Below are 18,004 nucleotides of genomic sequence, written 5' to 3' on the forward strand. Positions count from 1 at the left end.
GGAGATGGGTGGCGTTAACTCTGCGCTGACATTATCGGGTCGGGTTCATCACCCGGCTGGCGTAATGTGCGTTTCACTTCCTGAACTTCCTCATCCCCGCCCTGCTTATGCAAGTAAACCTCAAGCTGATTAAAAGCAATGTTGATGCCATTTTCGCGACAGAGTTTGTCGATGCTACGGTTCAGTTCATCAACCGTATAGCTACGATCGCCCAGTTCGCGTACGTATAAACGCAGTTCGTGATCGAGCGTGCTGGCCCCAAAATTGAGGAAAAATACCTGGGCTGGGGGATCGCTCATCACACGCGGATTATCGTGGGCTGCTTGCAGCAGGATCTCTTTCACTTTATCCAGATCTGAACCGTAGGCCACGCCAATTTTGATCAACACGCGCGTGACGGTGTCCGTCAGCGACCAGTTGATCAACCGTTCCGTGACGAAGGCTTTATTCGGAATGATCACTTCTTTGCGATCGAAGTCGGTGATCGTGGTAGCGCGGATGCGAATACGACTGACTGAGCCGGAATAAGTGCCAATGGTGATGGTATCGCCGATGCGTACCGGGCGTTCAAACAAAATAATCAGGCCTGATACAAAGTTAGCGAAAATCTCCTGCAAGCCAAAACCTAACCCCACCGACAGTGCAGCCACCAGCCACTGGAGCTTGTCCCAGGAAACGCCCAGCGATCCCAATACGGTGATCGTGCCGATCACTGTGATCGAATAGCTCAGAATGGTAGTAATTGCGTAAGAGGCCCCCTGCCGTAATTGCAGCCGGGAGAGCACCAGTACTTCCAGTAATCCGGGTAAGTTTCGTGTCATGACGTACGCCACGATAATCGCGACAAACGACAGTAAGAGGTTACCGAGCGTGACAGTTTGTTGCACCACCACTCCCGCCACATTACTCGAATAGTGCCACAGACTAATGCTGTCGAGATAAGAGATCACCGTCAGTAAGTCAGACCAAATCCAGTAAAACACCGAAGCAAAGACAAAGAACAACGCCATCGTAGTCAAGCGCAGGGATTGCTGGTTGATTTGATCCAGACCCAGCGGCGGTTCTTCGATAACTTCACTGCCTTCAGCACCCTCTTTGGCGTTACTACTTTGCCTGCGTGCCAGCGCCCGTCGATAGGCCAGACGACGAGCCGCAACGCTTAAACCTCGCAACGCGGTCTGGTAGGTGAAATTCCACAGAATGAGCAAATAGAGGCTGTCTATCCACCGCCCGGCCAGACGCAGAGTGGTGTAGAAATACCCGGCCAGCATCAGTCCAATCAAAAACAGCGGCGCGATAGCAATGGCAGTCACAATCACTAGGCGCACGGTATGAGATTCTTTCTCACGCCAGCCGTCGCGGCAAATAGGGAAAACCAGTACCGCCAGCACGGCCAGCGTCAGCAAAATCACCACTTGCCCGATAATGTCATCCACCAGTCCCAATGGGGCTTTTTCGCCCCCAACGGACCAAAAAATCAGCGGGACCATCACCAAACTTAAGCGCACCACGGCTCGGCGGTAATGTTCACATCGCTTCACAGGAGTATTGAAATGATGCTCGCTCACGCCGTTGGGCTTAAGCAACCGGTAACAAAAACCCATTACCAGCAGGAAGACCGCCAGCCTCTGGGACAGTGTCCACAGAAAATCACTGAGTTGAATATCGCACTGTGAGAACCAGTAGCCGATGCCAAGGACCAGCAACGTCAGCGGCAGCGTATTGAGTAACGTAAACAACAATGCGCGGGGCGTGTGCAACTGGGTATCGCGCTTTAATTGACCCACATCGTTGTTAAGTTTTTCGACATGTCTGTCGATGGATTTCCGTCGCCATAGCAACAGTAGAATTGTCACGAATAAAGGTACGGTCACCGGTAAAGAGTGCAGTGCACCCATCATCAGTTCACCCGGCGGGATATTGATGTGCAAACTGCTCAGTTGAGTTTTAACGTCTTCTGGCAAAGATTTAATAAACGCCCAATCCATCGGTTTATTGCTGTTAACCCAGAAAATCTGCTGAGTGAGGGTCTGCGTCAACGACTCATTAATACTCGCCAATTGCTGTTGGTTGATTTGCAGATTAATCGCCAACGAAAGCTGGTTGCCGAGCTGTTTGTTGAGCTGATCGAGCAGCTCACGACGCATATCAACAATCTGCTCAAGCGCATCGTTGATGTCATCGCTGATCTTCTCTTTGCTGTTACCCACCACGCTCTGAATATAGGTATCACCCTGGAATAAGGCGTCACGCTGCTGGTTAATGGTGAATTGCTCAAGGCGCAAATCGGCGATGCGTGAGCTCATGTCAGTGATAAGACCGGTCGGCGGAATGGTATTTTGCTGCTGCTGATAAAGAATGCGGGACAGCAACAAACTGCCCTTCAGCACGCTGATCTGTTCTTTAAGATCGTGCTCGGCCTGTGATGAGCGGTCGAGCCAATTTTTGACCGTGATGTTCTTCTGCACCAGCTGATTGCCCTCTTCGGTCGCGGCAATCAGGCGCTGGCTGAGCGTGCGGTTAATCCCAAGCTCCTGCGCCACCAGCGGATCATTTTGAATATTCGAGGTGTCACCCGGCGTTTGCGCCTCTTTCGCCGTGCGCTCTGACAGAGTTAACCGTTTGCCGTTGACTACCTGCTGAAAAAGTTGCGCCACGCGCTCCAACTGGCTGATGTGGGCGTTAGTGAAATCACGCTGTTTTTGCAGCAAATCTTGTAAGGTGGTGTTGGCCTCCAAACTTTTACGCTGGAAATCTATCTGTGCATTCACCAGCGCCTGCTGGGTTATTAACATGCCCTGCTGCGTCGCTCTCAGATTCTCCTGACTTGGCGCCAATCCATTAAGCTGATTGCGGATTTTCTGCAGACTCTGAGAATAGGTGTACATCGCACTCTGCACGCGCTCGGGCTGCGTTTGTAATGAAATAAGCTGAGTGTTGAAGGTCGAGAGATCATCCTGTGATGACTGAAGGTCATCTAGCATGTCATTAAGGCGGTTCTCCAACTGTCGCAGTGACAGCGCGGACAGGGACTGTTGAGTGACGCCGTCATTGTCGCCATTTTTCAGCTTTTCCAACCCATCAGTAGCCGCGCGTAATTTAACCGGGGCTTCAGTGACCTGCTGACGCAGTTGCGCGGCATCTTGTTTGACACGCTCCAGCGCATCAAGATATCCGAGGGTATGGATCAAATCCTGTTGGGATAGTTTGTCGACTGGGGTCAGGCTTTTCTGTTTATTCAATGAGTCGAGCTGATTCTGCACTTCATTGCGCGTCGGCAGATCGTTGTTGATGGCTGCGCTGACGGGCAAAATAGTCATAACCGACAGAGATACCGTCAGCACGAAGGTCATTACACGCCATAGCGTTATCGGAACATGAGAAAACCACGACGTGGGCAACAACGCAGAAAATCGGCTATGCATGAGTTAACTTTATGTCAGAAAAGAGAGAGTGATATTAACACTACAATAACAGCTGACCCAGAGCCAATATGCTGAAAAAGCATGTCAGATTACGACGGACGATGCGGGAAGATGAAGAAAAACAGAGATAGAAATCAATGGTTCTTTTGAAAATGAAAAAACCAGGGCAAAAAATCATAACTTTTATATAAATATCAATAAATTGTAAAATATTACGCTCTAAATCAAAACTTTCAAGAACAAATAGTCCGTTTCCCCTTAGCCCGGTCAGATAGGCTGGCAAGATACGCAGTGGATTATTGGGAAATTTTATCTGATACTCTATTTCAATATTATACAGTTAGGATTCACACTGCTCCCAAACATTATTAAACAGCCCCACTTGATTCTTGAAATGCCAGTAGATCGCGCCCGGGATACACCTGCTGCGTTAGCAATATCAGTCAACGCAGTTGATGACGCAACTCCGCGCGCAGAGAATTCCCATATTGCAGCATTGAGAACCTGCTGTCGGGTTTCAACTGCCTGTAATTTGGTTTTTCGTGCCATGGGGTTAGCTTTTGGGGGGGTTTGATTTACATACTTTCTGGAATGTATGTAACATAGAACACACATATTAAAAGCGCAGCAATGGGTTTTAAAGCTTGTGATCCATTGGCCAATTTGAATTCGGACACTTGAGGTTTATTTATGAAAAAAAACAGAGGGTTAACGCCTCTGGCGGTAGTTCTGATGCTTTCCGGAAGCTTAGCTCTTACAGGGTGTAATGATAAAGAAGCTCAACAGGGTGCGCCGAAAGCGCCAGAAGTCGGCGTTGTAACGCTAAAATCTGCGCCTTTGAATGTCACTACTGAACTTCCAGGTCGTACCGCTTCCTTCCGAATCGCTCAAGTCCGCCCACAAGTCACCGGAATTATCCTTAAACGTAATTTCGTTGAAGGCAGTGAGATTAAAGCTGGCATGTCCTTGTATCAAATTGATCCAGCCACCTATCAGGCTGCGTACGACAGCGCTAAAGGCGACTTGGTTAAAGCCCAGGCCAATGCTCAGGTTTCCCGTGTGACGGTTAACCGCTACAAACCATTACTCGGCACCAACTACATCAGTAAACAAGATTACGACACGGCTTTCTCTACCGCTGCTCAAGCTGACGCAAGTGTCGTCGCTGCCAAAGCCGCAGTTGAATCTGCCCGAATCAATCTGGCCTTCACCAAAGTGACTTCACCGATTTCCGGCCGCATTGGTAAATCTGCCGTTACCGAAGGCGCATTGGTAACCAATGGTCAGGCTGATGCTCTGGCGACAGTACAGCAGCTCGACCCGATCTATGTTGACGTTACTCAGTCCAGCAATGATTTCCTGCGTCTGAAACAGGAACTGGCTGACGGTTCAATTAAACAAGCTAACGGTAAAGCCCAGGTTAAATTGCTTTTGGATAACGGTAGTGAATATTCACAGGCGGGTACATTGGAATTCTCTGATGTTACCGTTGACGAAACCACCGGCTCAATTACGTTACGCGCTGTCTTTCCTAACCCGAAAGATGAGCTGCTGCCAGGCATGTTCGTTCGTGCCCGTCTGGATGAAGGTGTGAATGATGATGCTCTGCTGGTCCCTCAGCAAGGTATCACCCGTAACCCACGCGGTGACGCGACGGCGATGGTGGTTGGCGCAGATAACAAAGTTGAACTTCGCACTGTCACCACCACGCAGGCAATCGGCGATAAGTGGGTTGTTACCGCTGGCCTGAAATCAGGGGACAAAATCATCGTGACCGGATTGCAGAAAATCAAGCCAGGCGTGCAGGTCACTGCGCAGGAAGTCGATCAAAACGCAGCGGCTCAGAAACAAGCTGCACCTGATACAGCGCCGAAGTCTTAATTAGGAGCCGGTAATTCATGGCTAAGTTTTTTATAGATCGCCCTATATTTGCATGGGTTATCGCCATCATTATCATGTTGGCGGGCGGGTTGGCAATGATGAGTTTGCCAATCGCACAGTATCCAACCATTGCGCCTCCAGCCATCCAGGTGACCGCAACTTATCCGGGTGCCGATGCGCAAACGGTTCAGGATACCGTGACTCAGGTTATTGAACAGAACATGAACGGTATCGATAACATGATGTACATGTCATCGACCAGTGACTCCTCGGGCACCGTTCAGATAACCATTACTTTTGCCTCCGGTACCGATGCGGATATCGCGCAAGTACAGGTACAGAACAAACTGCAGCTGGCGACGCCATTGCTGCCGCAGGAAGTTCAGCAACAAGGTATTTCGGTTCAGAAATCAAGCAGCAGCTTCCTGATGGTGGCCGGTTTTATTTCTAAAAATGGTTCAATGAATCAGGAAGATATCGCCGACTACGTGGGTTCTAATATTAAAGACTCCATCAGCCGTACGAACGGTGTAGGTGATGTTCAGCTGTTTGGTGCCCAGTACGCGATGCGTATCTGGATGGATCCGAACAAACTGAATAATTTCCAGATGACGCCGGTTGATGTTATCAACGCCATTAAAGTTCAGAACAACCAGATTGCGGCAGGTCAGCTTGGTGGTACTCCGCCAGTTCCCGGCCAGCAGTTGAACTCATCTATCGTGGCGCAGACGCGTCTGAAGTCTGCAGATGAATTCGGTAAAATCATCCTGAAAGTCAATGCTGATGGTTCGCAGGTTCGGCTGAAAGATGTCGCGAAAATCGAACTTGGTGGTGAAAGCTACGATGTTATTGCTCGTTTCAACGGACAACCGGCAGCAGGTTTGGGTGTTAAACTGGCCACTGGCGCTAACGCCCTTGATACCGCATCATCGGTCAAGGCAACGCTGGCTAAGCTTCAGCCATTCTTCCCGGCGGGCTTAGAAGTAGTTTACCCCTATGACACCACGCCGTTCGTTCAAATCTCGATTAAAGAGGTAGCCAAAACACTCTTCGAAGCCATCCTTTTGGTCTTCCTGGTGATGTTCTTGTTCCTGCAAAACTTCCGCGCAACGTTGATCCCAACGATTGCCGTTCCGGTGGTTCTGTTAGGTACCTTTGCGATCCTCGCCGCGTTTGGCTATTCGATAAATACTCTGACAATGTTCGGGATGGTGCTCGCGATAGGCCTGTTGGTCGATGACGCCATCGTGGTGGTAGAGAACGTTGAACGTGTCATGGCCGAGGAAGGCCTGCCGCCAAAAGAAGCCACCAAGAAGTCGATGGAGCAGATCCAAGGCGCATTGGTAGGTATTGCCATGGTGCTGTCAGCGGTATTTATTCCGATGGCATTCTTTGGGGGTTCAACCGGTGTTATCTACCGTCAGTTCTCCATCACTATTGTGTCCGCGATGGTGCTGTCAGTACTGGTAGCGATGATCCTGACCCCGGCACTTTGCGCCACCATGCTTAAACCTATTGCCAAGGGCGACCACGGCGAGAAAAAAGGCTTCTTCGGCTGGTTTAACAAGAAATTTGAGCAAAGCACACACCACTACACCGACAGCATAGGCAACATTCTGCGGAGTACTGGTCGCTATCTGGTGATTTATCTGCTGATCGCTGTCGGCATGGTGTTGCTGTTTATTCGCCTGCCAACGTCCTTCCTACCGGAAGAAGACCAGGGCGTATTCCTGACCATGGCACAGTTGCCAGCAGGTGCTACTCAGGAACGTACGCAGAAAGTGCTTGATGAAATCAGCAACTATTATCTGACGAAAGAAAAAGCCAACGTGAACTCCGTGTTTACCATTAACGGCTTTGGCTTCGCAGGTCGTGGGCAGAACACCGGGCTGGCGTTTATCAGCCTGAAAGACTGGTCTGAACGCAGTGGCGCAGAAAATAAAGTTCCGGCAATTTCCGGCCGTGCAATGCAGTATTTCAGTACCATCAAAGATGGTATGGTATTCGCATTCAACCTGCCTGCAATCGTAGAATTGGGTAACGCTACCGGTTTCGACTTCCAGCTGATTGATCAGGCCAACCTTGGTCATGACAAGCTGACTCAGGCTCGTAACCAACTGCTGGGCATGGTTGCTCAACATCCTGATTTACTGTCGCAGGTACGTCCTAACGGTCTGGAAGATACACCGCAGTTCAAACTTGAAATCGATCAGGAGAAAGCCAGCGCGCTGGGTGTCTCATTGTCTGATATCAACACCACACTGGGTGCATCTGTTGGTGGTAGTTACGTCAATGACTTCATTGACCGTGGCCGCGTGAAGAAAGTGTATGTGCAGGCGGAAAACAAATACCGCATGTTGCCAAAAGACATCGACAATCTGTATGTCCGTGGCAGTGCCGGTCAAATGGTTCCGTTCGCGGCTTTCTCTACGGCAAAATGGGAATACGGTTCGCCTCGTCTGGAACGTTACAACGGTCTGCCATCGATGGAGATTCTGGGTCAGCCAGCTCCGGGTAAAAGCAGTGGTGCTGCCATGGAGATGATGGAATCACTGGCTTCTAAACTGCCAAGTGGTATCGGTTATGACTGGACAGGCCTCTCCTATCAGGAACGGTTATCCGGTAATCAGGCTCCAGCGGTGTACGCCATCTCACTGATTGTCGTCTTCCTGTGTCTGGCGGCCTTGTATGAAAGCTGGTCAATACCGTTCTCTGTCATGCTGGTTGTTCCACTGGGTGTCATTGGGGCATTGATTGCAGCGACCATGCGCGGTCTGAGCAATGACGTTTACTTCCAGGTGGGTCTGTTGACCACCATTGGACTATCGGCGAAAAATGCAATCTTGATTGTTGAGTTTGCCAAAGACCTGATGGACAAGGAAGGGAAAGGCTTGATCGAGGCAACGCTGGAAGCGGTGCGTATGCGTTTACGCCCAATTCTGATGACCTCTCTGGCCTTCATCCTCGGTGTTATGCCGCTGGTTATCAGCACTGGCGCAGGTTCCGGCGCTCAGAACGCAGTGGGTACCGGTGTCATGGGTGGGATGGTTACTGCAACGTTGTTGGCTATCTTCTTCGTTCCAGTCTTCTTTGTGGTGGTTCGTCGCCGCTTTAGCAAGAAGAGTGATGACGTCGAACGTACTCATACACCAGAGCATCGAAATCCGTAATTGATTCGCCACTACTCTGAAAGGCCGCGTAAGCGGCCTTTTTTTATGCCTGAAGAAGCTTGAACCTGCGATAAAAACGGCGCATACTATTGTTATAGTATAACATAACAATTGAGGTTGTAATGAAAGCCAACATCCATCCGGCCTATCGCACCGTGGTATTCCACGACACCAGCGCTAATGAATATTTCAAAGTCGGGTCAACTATTAAAACTGACCGCACTATCGAACGGGAAGGCGCTACCTTTCCGTATATCACTATCGAGATCTCTTCTGCTTCGCACCCGTATTACACCGGTAAGCAGAAAGAGTACTCAAAAGAAGGCAGTACCGCGCGCTTCAATCAGCGTTTCGGCAGCTTCCTGAATAAGACCAAGTAACAAATTTTTAGGAACATCAGATGCAGGTATTGAGTTCGCTACGTTCTGCTAAAGGTCGTCATCCAGATTGCAGGGTCGTGCGCCGTAAAGGTCGTATTTATGTGATTTGCAAAACTAACCCGCGTTTTAAAGCAGTACAGGGCAAGAAGAAAAAACGCTAAGCAGCACCCTTCTTCTGCTCTCTTTACAATAGAAAAGCCCCGACGCTTGCCCGACGGGGCTTTTTATTTACGGCTGAAATGATAAAAAACACCTTTCCACCATCGAGCATGGAAAGGTGATAAAGCATTACTTCATACTGGCTACAATAGACTCTACATTATGCTTGAACGCTTTCTCATACGTTGTTGCCGGGCCCTTAGGGCCTGAAAGTGCCTCAGGATAAAGTTCACCGCCTGCTTGTGCACCGGTAGCTGCCGCGATCTGTTTTACCAGACGAGGATCGGTCTGATTCTCAATGAAATAAGTTTTCACTTTCTCTTCTTTGATCTGTTTGATCAGAGAAGCAACACCGCTGGCGCTGGCTTCAGATTCGGTTGAGAACCCCACTGGAGCCATAAAAGTCACATTATATTCGCGGCCAAAGTAGCCAAAGGCATCGTGGCTGGTTAGCACTTTGCGATGCGCCTGCGGAATACCCTTAAATTCTGACTTGGCCCATTCGTCCAGTTTTTTGAGTTGTTCAATATAGGCACCGCCACGCTTACGGAAATAATCTGCATCTTCCGGATCGGCGGCAATCAGTGCATTCATCACATTAGTGGCATAAATAACGCCATTTGCCATGCTGTTCCAGGCATGTGGATCAGTGATTTTTTTACCGTCATCCACCATTTGGCGCGAATTCACTCCTTCAGAAGCAGTGACCACTTTGCCTTTATAGCCCGATGCCGATACCAAACGGTCAATCCATCCTTCCAGACCCAGGCCACTCAAAAAAACCACGTCAGAAGCATTGATCGCTTTACTGTCCTTTGGTGAAGGTTCAAAACTGTGTGGATCACCATCCGGGCCAACCAGACTAGTGACCTTCACATGCTCACCACCTACCTGGTGAACGATATCCCCTAAAATTGAAAAACTGGCCACAGCATTGACGGTTTTTGCCATTGCAAGCGGGCTCGACAGCAGGGCAGCTACTGCCAGAGCAACAGGTAAACGTTTCATCATTTCTCCTTTTTTGTGGTACTGCTTAACGGCGCGATGCGATTAACATGCCGCCCCGCGCTCCAAATAATACTGAGATAAAGAAAATAACGCTGGCGCTGAGCACAATCGCAGGACCGGCTGGCAGGGACGCATAATAAGACCACACAAGGCCAAACAGACTGCTGATAATACCAATCACCATGGCAGTCAAAAGCGTATATGGCAGATCGCGAGCCCAAAAGCGTGCACTGGCCGCAGGTAACATCATCAGGCCGACGGACATCAGAGTGCCGAGGATTTGGAAGCCCGCCACCAGGTTGACCACCACTAATGCCAGAAAAATTCCATGTATTGCTGCCAGCCATTTACCAGCACTAACGCGCAAGAACAGTGAGTCAAAAGACTCAATCACCAGCGCGCGGTAAACCGCAGCCAGCACCAACAGTGAAACACTGGCAATTATGCCGACCATAATGATAGCCGACGAATCGATCGCCAGAATCGAACCGAAAAGCACATGCAGTAAATCCACGCTCGAACCGCGCAATGACACCAGTGTCACTCCCAGGGCTAAAGAACCCAGATAGAATCCGGCAAAGCTGGCATCCTCTTTTAGTTGAGTACGACGACTCACCAGTCCGGAAAGCATAGCGACGGCCAGCCCGGCGATAAATCCGCCAATCCCCATTGAAACCAGTGACATTCCAGAAATTAAATAGCCAATTGCCGCACCGGGTAATACGGCGTGCGATAAAGCGTCGCCCACCAGGCTCATACGCCGCAACAACAGGAAAACACCGAGGGGTGTAGCGCTGATGGACAGCGCCATGCAGGCAATAAGCGCGCGGCGCATAAAGCCGAATTCAATGAAAGGGTCAGCAAGTAGATGAAAAAGCAACATTACGCAGTGACTCCAGCAGCAAGGCTAAACGTTTCTGTGGAAACGCAGGCATGCGTCCGGTTGGGAAAATGATTGAGCACATCATCAGTGGCCCCCCAAATATTTCGCTCTGCGCTGAGATACAAAACCTGTGGGAAATGGCGGGCCACCATTGAAATATCATGCAGCACGGCAATGATCGTTTTTCCTTCGCTGTGCCACTGAGCAATCACTTTCAGCAGCAGCTCAATGGTCTGACTGTCGATACCTGAGAACGGCTCATCCAGCATGATAAGCGGCGCCTGCTGGATAAGTAGCCGCGCAAATAGAGTGCGCTGTAGTTGTCCACCAGAGAGATCCCCTACTGGCGAATTCGCCATTGCGCTCATGCCGACGGTACTCAGTGCCTGGATGACCTGTTCTGCCGACTGGCCACTGATACCACCGAATAGCCCACTTTGCGGCCAGCACCCCATTGCGACCAGGTCAAAAACGCTGATCGGAAACGTTCGGTCCAGTTCGGCTTGCTGGGGCAAATACGCCATACGTGGCAGCTTTCGACCACTACCTTCAGTGTTAAAAGTCATCTTGCCTGCTACGGCAGTCTGTAAACCGGCCAGTGTTTTCAATAAGGTGGATTTACCTGCACCATTAGCACCGATGATCGCAGTGAGAGAACCGGTGGTAAAACGCCCATCCAAAGGCATAGTCACAGCATGGCGGTCATAGCCGACTGAAAGTTGTTTAACTGAAATCATGGCAATGAAATGGCCCAATAAATCCCACACCAAAGCAGCGCCAGAAGAATAATAACGGCGCCACAACGGGCAAGTGAAGAGAGAGTAAACAGTGTATTGTGCATGGAAACCTCTTTAGTGTTATAATATAACATCACACATATCGCTCATATACAAGATTCTAAGTTGTAATTTTTCATGTTCAGTGATGTTAACTGACGTTAAAAAACTCATGATTGATGCTTCACTGTAGTGAGTTTTGGTTTCATTATCCGAGTGCCAGTAAAAGGTAATTAAATATGAACTCACAACAAAAAACATATAAATCAATGAGATAAAAAAAAGATACTGCGCAAAAAAAATCCCAATACAGGACACTTTTTCCAGAAAATATGCAATACTATAATTAAGTATCTTGAGAGGGGGGCGAGTGAAGAGATTAATCCCTTATGAAAATGATGGAAAAGAGCTTTCTGTATCATATTTACAACATCATATTGATGCCCGTCTTTCAGATATTGAGGAGCTTTTGGTTGGTAATTTGAGTTATTACTCTGAGAATGCACAATATACGCTAGGTTCGTTGAAGGTGATGTCTATTACCGCTATTAATAATGATGTGTATTCAATGAGTTATCAGTTTAAATGGAGCATGTTCAATGATTGCCTTGACATTAATGCTGAGGAAATCACTTCCGAGAAGGTGACATTTAAAGTGAAAACATATGCGTTAGTATTTGATATCATTGATACTCAACGTTCTGCCATGGCAGATGAATTGTAAATTTTAGTAATATATTTGTGCAGCTTTAGTAAAATAAATTGCATTTATAATGTTGTCATCTTAATACTCTCTTTCCAACGTATCAGCGTTTATTGTTGTTGAGTAACAAAGATGTTTTAGCTTGTCGTTCAATGTGTCTGGTTGTACACAGTTATCCATAAGCCATCAGGTTCTGTTGTTTACTCACTGAGTGTTATCAGCACCGAATAAGCCATTACGGAGGGGATGATATGGATGAGTACTCGCCTAAGCGACATGATATAGCGCAGTTGCGGTTCCTCAATGACAATCTTTACGATGAAGGGATTGCAACGCTGGGAGACAGCCATCACGGTTGGGTTAACGACCCAACATCCGCGGTGAATCTGCAATTGAACGAACTGATAGAGCACATCGCATCATTCGTGATGAGCTTTAAAATAAAATATCCTGATGACAATCATCTGAGCGATTTGGTAGAAGAGTATCTGGATGATACCTACACCTTGTTCAGTAATTACGGAATTAACGATTCTGATTTACGACAATGGCAAAAAACCAAAAAACGATTATTCAGAATATTCTCAGGTGAGTACGTGTACACCCTGATGAAAAATTAAGTAATACTTTACCCGCGGTATTTGAGATTAATAACGAAAAGGCCATGATGAACAAAATCGACTATTTGATGCGTTTAAGAAAATGCACCACAATTGATACACTTGAGCGCGTCATTGAGAAAAATAAGTACGAACTTTCTGACGATGAACTGGAGTTGTTTTACTCCGCAGCGGATCATCGCCTGGCTGAGCTGACAATGAATAAACTTTTCGACAAAGTGCCCGTTGCCGTTTGGAAATTCGTACGTTAACGTTGTTCAGAATGTCTTGATTGGGCCGGTAATATCATCGGCCCGATGGTTATTATACTTATAGACATACTGCTCGAGCCTCGTGCTTAACTGTTCCCTTTATTGAAAATCCCCCTTCTTTTCTTAATTCTTTTTTGAAAAATATTTTATAGAAATTGAAAACACAGTTCTTACGGTCGAGATCTCAAAGTAAACAGCGCTTATCGAGGGTTTAAAGCCTTCGAAGGAAACTGCCGCGCCTGTGATGTCGTTCGGCTGGATGAGCCTGGCAATATGCGACACATTCACGACTTATTGCAGTTGATCCGATTGTCGATGCTAATGATCACGATATTGCACCACTGACGGTTAAAATAACGGCAAAAATGGTGTGCGATGATCGTGCTTTTGTTGGGCTGCGAAAAATGCGTAAGGGAAAATTTATGGAGGTTCAATGAAAGAGGTCTGTCAGAAATGGTGGAGGCCCTGCCAGCTACATCCCGGCACACACGACGCCTGCTGCGGCTGCTTCCTTCCGGACCTGACCGAGTTAACAAGTTAGTGTTGCGGGAGAACCAACAGAGCCCCCATTGTCATTACTGGCCTCGCTTTTCTGCATAAGAAAAGTGAAGCGGCCTGCATTATCAGGGATGGCCGCTGCAAAAGCAAGGTGACGGTCGCCGACCGTTGTTTTCTTATACAATCGGCCGGCTCAACCAGCCTGCTAAGACGCTTTATGAAATCAGGGTTTACGGCATAATGGGCAATCATCACTGAGGAGCTAGCCATGTCGGAGTCGGAGAAAGATTCTTTTCGCCAGCGTGTTTATCAGATAATTGCCGCCATCCCTGCGGGACAGGTCACTACCTACGGCAACGTAGCGCAACTGGCTGGTTCACCGCGCGCTGCGCGCCAGGTCGGCGGCGTACTCAGAAAATTGCCCGAAGACAGCTCACTGCCCTGGCACAGGGTAATTAATCGCCATGGCGAGATCTCCCAGCAAGGTGAAGATTTCAAACGTCAGCGTCAGGCCCTGTTATCGGAAGGCATTATGTTCGAAAATGGACGCATTGATCTGGATAAGCATGGCTGGAAGTGGTGATGACTGCCATAAAAAAACACCGCCGCAGCGGTGTTTTTTAACTCTGCTTCAACGTGATAATCAATACATCGGCTGGGTGGGCGCAGGGTTAACCGGTGCTGGATCGTTCGGATTACTCATCGGACCTAACCCTGTAGGCTTAGTCGTCACCGGTACTGAAGCGACAGGCACCAACTGCAGGTCAACGCGAGTACCCTGACCACGGTTTACCACTTCTTTCACTGAATCGGTGATAAACGTCATCTGACCATTCACCGTTACCGCCGCACTAAGGATGACTCGGGCATTAGGCTGAATATCCTTAGGGTTGTAAGGCAGAATAAAGGTAAATGGGGCCTGTTTCCCGCCGGTACGCGCCACGTTCTGCGCGATCACACGAGATGGCGCGTCAGCCATAGAGGCGTCAGACAGGGTAACGGTCAGCACAGCATCTGGCGGCAAGGCAATTCGCTGAGATATATTCACCGTACCCGATACGTTAGGGCCGGTAATTGCCGGGCCTGAGGGGCTGGCCGACGTATTAGCAGGAGCTTCCTGCGCGGGCGTAGTATGTTGCGAAGCGCAACCGGCCAGTGTGAGAGACAGCGCGGTTCCACCTACAATCTGCCAAAGTTTCATTGATCGTACTCCTTTTTATTATTCACTTGTCGACAAGCTCTAATAAACGCCGACTATGACTAGTGGCTTTAACCACCTTACATATTAATCATGGCACAATAATCTGGAACTTTCCTGCTGACAGCCAAATTCAGCTTCTGGGGACTGTTTTTTTCCACTATTATGAAAGAGATAACTCACTGCCTCTCCTGCTGCAATAGATTTCTCGGAGTTTTCCGACCCGTCAGGAGACCAACTGTCATGAGGCCACCTATGAGTCAGGCACTGCAAAACTTACTGGATCTGCTTGATCTGGAAAAAATCGAAGAAGGGTTGTTTCGTGGTCAGAGTGAAGATCTTGGCCTGCGCCAGGTATTTGGCGGTCAGGTCGTCGGGCAGGCGCTGTACGCAGCCAAACAAACCGTACCGAGCGAACGAGGGATCCACTCCTTCCATAGCTATTTTTTACGTCCCGGAGACAGCAGTAAACCGATCATTTATGATGTGGAAAATCTGCGCGATGGCAACAGTTTCAGCGCCCGCCGCGTCAAAGCCGTACAAAATGGCAAACCGATTTTCTATATGACCGCCTCCTTCCAGAGCCAGGAAGAAGGTTTTGAACATCAGAACACGATGCCGGATGTGCCGCCGCCAGAGTCGCTGAGTTCTGAATCGGATATCGCCAAAAATCTTGCACATCTAATACCAGAGAAAGTACGGGAGAAGTTCATCGGCCAGAAGCCCATCGAAATGCGTCCGGTGAAATTCCATAATCCACTCAAGGGCAGCGTAGAAGAGCCGAATCGCGCGGTATGGTTCCGTGCTAACGGGTCAATGCCGGATGATTTGCGTGTTCACCAGTATCTACTGGGTTATGCATCAGATTTCAATTTCCTGCCGACCGCATTGCAACCACATGGTGTCGGCTTCCTTGAGCCGGGTATGCAGGTCGCTACTATCGATCATTCAATGTGGTTCCACCGCCCTTTCCGTATGGATGACTGGCTGCTGTATGTTGTCGAGAGTACCTCAGCCTCTGGCGCACGCGGTTTTGTCCGCGGCCAGTTCTATACCCGCGACGGCGTGCTGATTGCTTCAACGGTGCAGGAAGGCGTGATACGCAAAAGAAATCCCGCTTAATCAAAAAAGTTGGCATAAAAAAGGAGGCGATATCATTATCGCCTCCTTTTACATTCACTCTTATTTATATCGTTGGCTTACTCAAGAGTTAGCAAGCTACTTCTTTCAAACCTGATTACTGGTTGTAGGCATTCTCGCCGTGGCTGTTAACATCCAGACCTTCGCGTTCCTGTTCTTCAGGTACACGCAGACCGACCAGCATATCCGCCAGTTTGAAAGCGATGAAGGCAACGACGCCAGACCATACCAGTGTGACACCTACGCTTAACAGCTGAATCAGAACCTGATGACCCATGGTCACGCCTTCTGCATAGCCTACGCCACCCAGAGAGCTGGAAGTAAACACACCCGTCAGAATACAACCCACAATGCCGCACACGCCATGCACACCGAATACGTCACAGGTATCATCCACATTCAGCCATTTTTTCAGGGTGACGACACCCCACAGACCGGCAACACCACCCACCAGACCGATAACTAACGCACCACCGACACCGACAGTACCGCACGCTGGAGTGATAGCAACCAAACCGGCGATAGCCCCAGAGCTTGCGCCCAGCAGAGAAGGCTTACCACGGACCATCCACTCAACAAAAGTCCAGGAAAGGATTGCACCCGCCGTAGCCATCACTGTGTTCAGGAAAGCCAGTGCCGCTATAGAGCTTGCCGCACTTGCTGAACCCGCGTTGAAACCAAACCAGCCAACATACAGAATCGATGCGCCCGTGAAGACCATCGGCAGGTTGTGTGGTTTGAAGGCTTCTTTACCGAAACCAGCACGCTTGCCCACCAGATAAGCCCCCACCAGACCCGCGATAGCGGCATTAATGTGAACCACTGTACCGCCCGCAAAGTCCAGCGCCCCATCTGCGGCCAGGAAACCACCTGCCCATACCATGTGTGCAATCGGCAGATAAGAGAAGGTTAGCCAAATCACGGTGAAAATCAGTACTGCGGCGAAGCGAACACGCTCTGCCAAGCCACCGACGACCAACGCAACGGTGATGCAAGCAAATGAACACTGGAAGGCCACATGGATCATCTGCGAGAAAGTGCCGGTAACGGAGTCCAAACCGATGCCTTTGAGCATCGCATTACCAAAGCCACCGAAGAAGGCGTTGCCTTCGCTGAAGGCCAGACTGTAGCCGTACAACATCCAGAGTACGCAAACTAAAGCAAAAGTGACGATGACCTGTGTCAGCATCGACAACACGTTTTTAGAACGCAGCAGTCCGCCGTAGAACAACGCGACACCGGGAACCGTCATGAACAGCACCAATGCAGTACAAATCATCATGAAGGCGTTATCAGCACCATTAGCCACTGCCGGAGCCGCTGCCATAGCGAGTGATGGCAGCATGGCTACAGCACCGAGCCCCATCATCGAAAGAAGTTTTTTCATTATTAACCCACCCCTGTTTCTCTAAGCTGTTGTTCTAAAATTATAATCGAAAGTCGTGAGTCCGAAATTACAGCGCTGCTTCGTCAGTTTCGCCGGTACGGATGCGAATAACGCGTTGCAATTCAGCAACAAAAATTTTGCCATCCCCGATCTTGCCGGTGTAGGCCGCCTTGCTGATCACGTCGATCACTTCATCAAGTTGATCGTCGGCAATCGCAACATCTATTTTGACTTTTGGCAGGAAATTAACGCTGTACTCTGCGCCACGATACAGCTCTGCATGTCCCTTCTGACGACCAAAACCTTTAACTTCAGTCACGGTCAGCCCTTGAATTCCTACAGCAGACAGCGCTTCGCGCACGTCTTCCAACTTGAAAGGTTTGATCACCACAGTAACCAGCTTCATTTTGCCACTCCTCGAATTAAGAGCTTGTCGCGAGGGGATTCGCGCCCTATACGCAAGGATTAAAGCAAGGGCTGTGCCAGAGTTGTTCTCTGCACTTGATTACTTTATTAACCGCATAG

At 49.1% G+C, this 18,004-nt stretch carries 16 protein-coding genes, 1 other RNA gene and 1 pseudogene; 9 read left to right on the top strand and 9 right to left on the bottom strand.

The window, feature by feature from the left end; translation table 11 throughout:
* Window positions 1-14: 14 nt before the first annotated feature.
* Both mscK and ACMV8I_RS09050 read right to left on the bottom strand, forming a co-directional pair.
* The gene (mscK, locus tag ACMV8I_RS09045; RefSeq protein ID WP_498865026.1) at window positions 15-3,353 is read right to left on the bottom strand and encodes a mechanosensitive channel MscK; all 3,339 of its coding nucleotides are present in this window, start codon (window positions 3,351-3,353) and stop codon (window positions 15-17) included.
* Window positions 3,354-3,705: 352 nt separating this feature from the next.
* Window positions 3,706-3,974 (bottom strand): annotated as a pseudogene (locus ACMV8I_RS09050) (TetR family transcriptional regulator); the annotation flags it as partial.
* 141 nt (window positions 3,975-4,115) lie between these two features.
* On the opposite strand from ACMV8I_RS09050, the gene ACMV8I_RS09055 reads away from it, so the two are divergent.
* From ACMV8I_RS09055 to ykgO, 4 genes are all read left to right on the top strand, one after another.
* Window positions 4,116-5,306, top strand: coding sequence for an efflux RND transporter periplasmic adaptor subunit (locus tag ACMV8I_RS09055; protein ID WP_498864897.1), 1,191 nt, complete (start codon window positions 4,116-4,118; stop codon window positions 5,304-5,306).
* Window positions 5,307-5,323: 17 nt separating this feature from the next.
* Window positions 5,324-8,476, top strand: a complete 3,153-nt coding sequence (gene acrB, locus ACMV8I_RS09060; protein WP_498864898.1) for a multidrug efflux RND transporter permease subunit AcrB — start codon at window positions 5,324-5,326, stop codon at window positions 8,474-8,476.
* 122 nt (window positions 8,477-8,598) lie between these two features.
* Window positions 8,599-8,856: a type B 50S ribosomal protein L31 gene (locus tag ACMV8I_RS09065; RefSeq protein ID WP_498864899.1), complete on the top strand. Its 258-nt coding sequence runs from the start codon at window positions 8,599-8,601 to the stop codon at window positions 8,854-8,856.
* A 20-nt stretch (window positions 8,857-8,876) separates the two neighbouring features.
* Window positions 8,877-9,017: a type B 50S ribosomal protein L36 gene (gene ykgO, locus ACMV8I_RS09070; protein ID WP_498864900.1), complete on the top strand. Its 141-nt coding sequence runs from the start codon at window positions 8,877-8,879 to the stop codon at window positions 9,015-9,017.
* Window positions 9,018-9,144: 127 nt separating this feature from the next.
* Here the strand turns inward: ykgO and ACMV8I_RS09075 are convergent, their stop codons facing one another.
* From ACMV8I_RS09075 to ACMV8I_RS09085, 3 genes are read right to left on the bottom strand one after another with little or no spacing between them, the layout of a single operon-like run.
* Entirely contained in the window at window positions 9,145-10,023 is an 879-nt protein-coding gene (locus tag ACMV8I_RS09075) for a metal ABC transporter substrate-binding protein (RefSeq protein ID WP_498864901.1), read from the bottom strand.
* A 25-nt stretch (window positions 10,024-10,048) separates the two neighbouring features.
* Window positions 10,049-10,906 carry a metal ABC transporter permease gene (locus ACMV8I_RS09080; protein ID WP_498864902.1) on the bottom strand — a complete coding sequence of 286 codons (858 nt, stop codon included), beginning with the start codon at window positions 10,904-10,906 and terminating at the stop codon, window positions 10,049-10,051.
* Window positions 10,906-11,643, bottom strand: a complete 738-nt coding sequence (locus tag ACMV8I_RS09085; protein ID WP_498865027.1) for a metal ABC transporter ATP-binding protein — start codon at window positions 11,641-11,643, stop codon at window positions 10,906-10,908. The genes ACMV8I_RS09080 and ACMV8I_RS09085 overlap by 1 nt, the downstream gene beginning before the upstream one ends.
* A 409-nt stretch (window positions 11,644-12,052) precedes the next feature.
* On the opposite strand from ACMV8I_RS09085, the gene ACMV8I_RS09090 reads away from it, so the two are divergent.
* From ACMV8I_RS09090 to ACMV8I_RS09100, 3 genes are all read left to right on the top strand, one after another.
* Entirely contained in the window at window positions 12,053-12,406 is a 354-nt protein-coding gene (locus tag ACMV8I_RS09090) for a hypothetical protein (protein WP_498864903.1), read from the top strand.
* A 230-nt stretch (window positions 12,407-12,636) separates the two neighbouring features.
* Window positions 12,637-13,005, top strand: a complete 369-nt coding sequence (gene tomB, locus ACMV8I_RS09095) for an Hha toxicity modulator TomB (protein ID WP_498864904.1) — start codon at window positions 12,637-12,639, stop codon at window positions 13,003-13,005.
* Window positions 13,006-13,052: 47 nt separating this feature from the next.
* The gene (locus ACMV8I_RS09100; RefSeq protein WP_188474474.1) at window positions 13,053-13,256 is read left to right on the top strand and encodes an HHA domain-containing protein; all 204 of its coding nucleotides are present in this window, start codon (window positions 13,053-13,055) and stop codon (window positions 13,254-13,256) included.
* A gap of 463 nt (window positions 13,257-13,719) precedes the next feature.
* On the opposite strand, the gene ffs is transcribed toward ACMV8I_RS09100, so the two are convergent.
* Window positions 13,720-13,816, bottom strand: an RNA gene (ffs, locus tag ACMV8I_RS09105) — signal recognition particle sRNA small type.
* A gap of 206 nt (window positions 13,817-14,022) precedes the next feature.
* Here ffs and ACMV8I_RS09110 point away from each other — a divergent pair.
* Window positions 14,023-14,337, top strand: coding sequence for an MGMT family protein (locus ACMV8I_RS09110; RefSeq protein WP_498864905.1), 315 nt, complete (start codon window positions 14,023-14,025; stop codon window positions 14,335-14,337).
* A gap of 60 nt (window positions 14,338-14,397) precedes the next feature.
* Here ACMV8I_RS09110 and ACMV8I_RS09115 read toward each other — a convergent pair whose 3' ends face one another.
* Window positions 14,398-14,955 carry a YbaY family lipoprotein gene (locus ACMV8I_RS09115; protein WP_498864906.1) on the bottom strand — a complete coding sequence of 186 codons (558 nt, stop codon included), beginning with the start codon at window positions 14,953-14,955 and terminating at the stop codon, window positions 14,398-14,400.
* Between the two features lie 252 nt (window positions 14,956-15,207).
* Between ACMV8I_RS09115 and tesB the strand changes: the two genes are divergently transcribed.
* Complete coding sequence (gene tesB, locus ACMV8I_RS09120) at window positions 15,208-16,074, top strand: acyl-CoA thioesterase II (protein WP_498864907.1); 867 nt, start codon at window positions 15,208-15,210, stop codon at window positions 16,072-16,074.
* 115 nt (window positions 16,075-16,189) lie between these two features.
* On the opposite strand, the gene amtB is transcribed toward tesB, so the two are convergent.
* Window positions 16,190-17,479, bottom strand: coding sequence for an ammonium transporter AmtB (gene amtB / locus ACMV8I_RS09125; protein WP_498864908.1), 1,290 nt, complete (start codon window positions 17,477-17,479; stop codon window positions 16,190-16,192).
* A 67-nt stretch (window positions 17,480-17,546) separates the two neighbouring features.
* Entirely contained in the window at window positions 17,547-17,885 is a 339-nt protein-coding gene (gene glnK, locus ACMV8I_RS09130; protein ID WP_498864909.1) for a P-II family nitrogen regulator, read from the bottom strand.
* Window positions 17,886-18,004: the final 119 nt, after the last annotated feature.

It is taken from the genome of Ewingella sp. S1.OA.A_B6 (genome assembly GCF_049889095.1).
GTDB lineage: Bacteria > Pseudomonadota > Gammaproteobacteria > Enterobacterales > Enterobacteriaceae > Ewingella.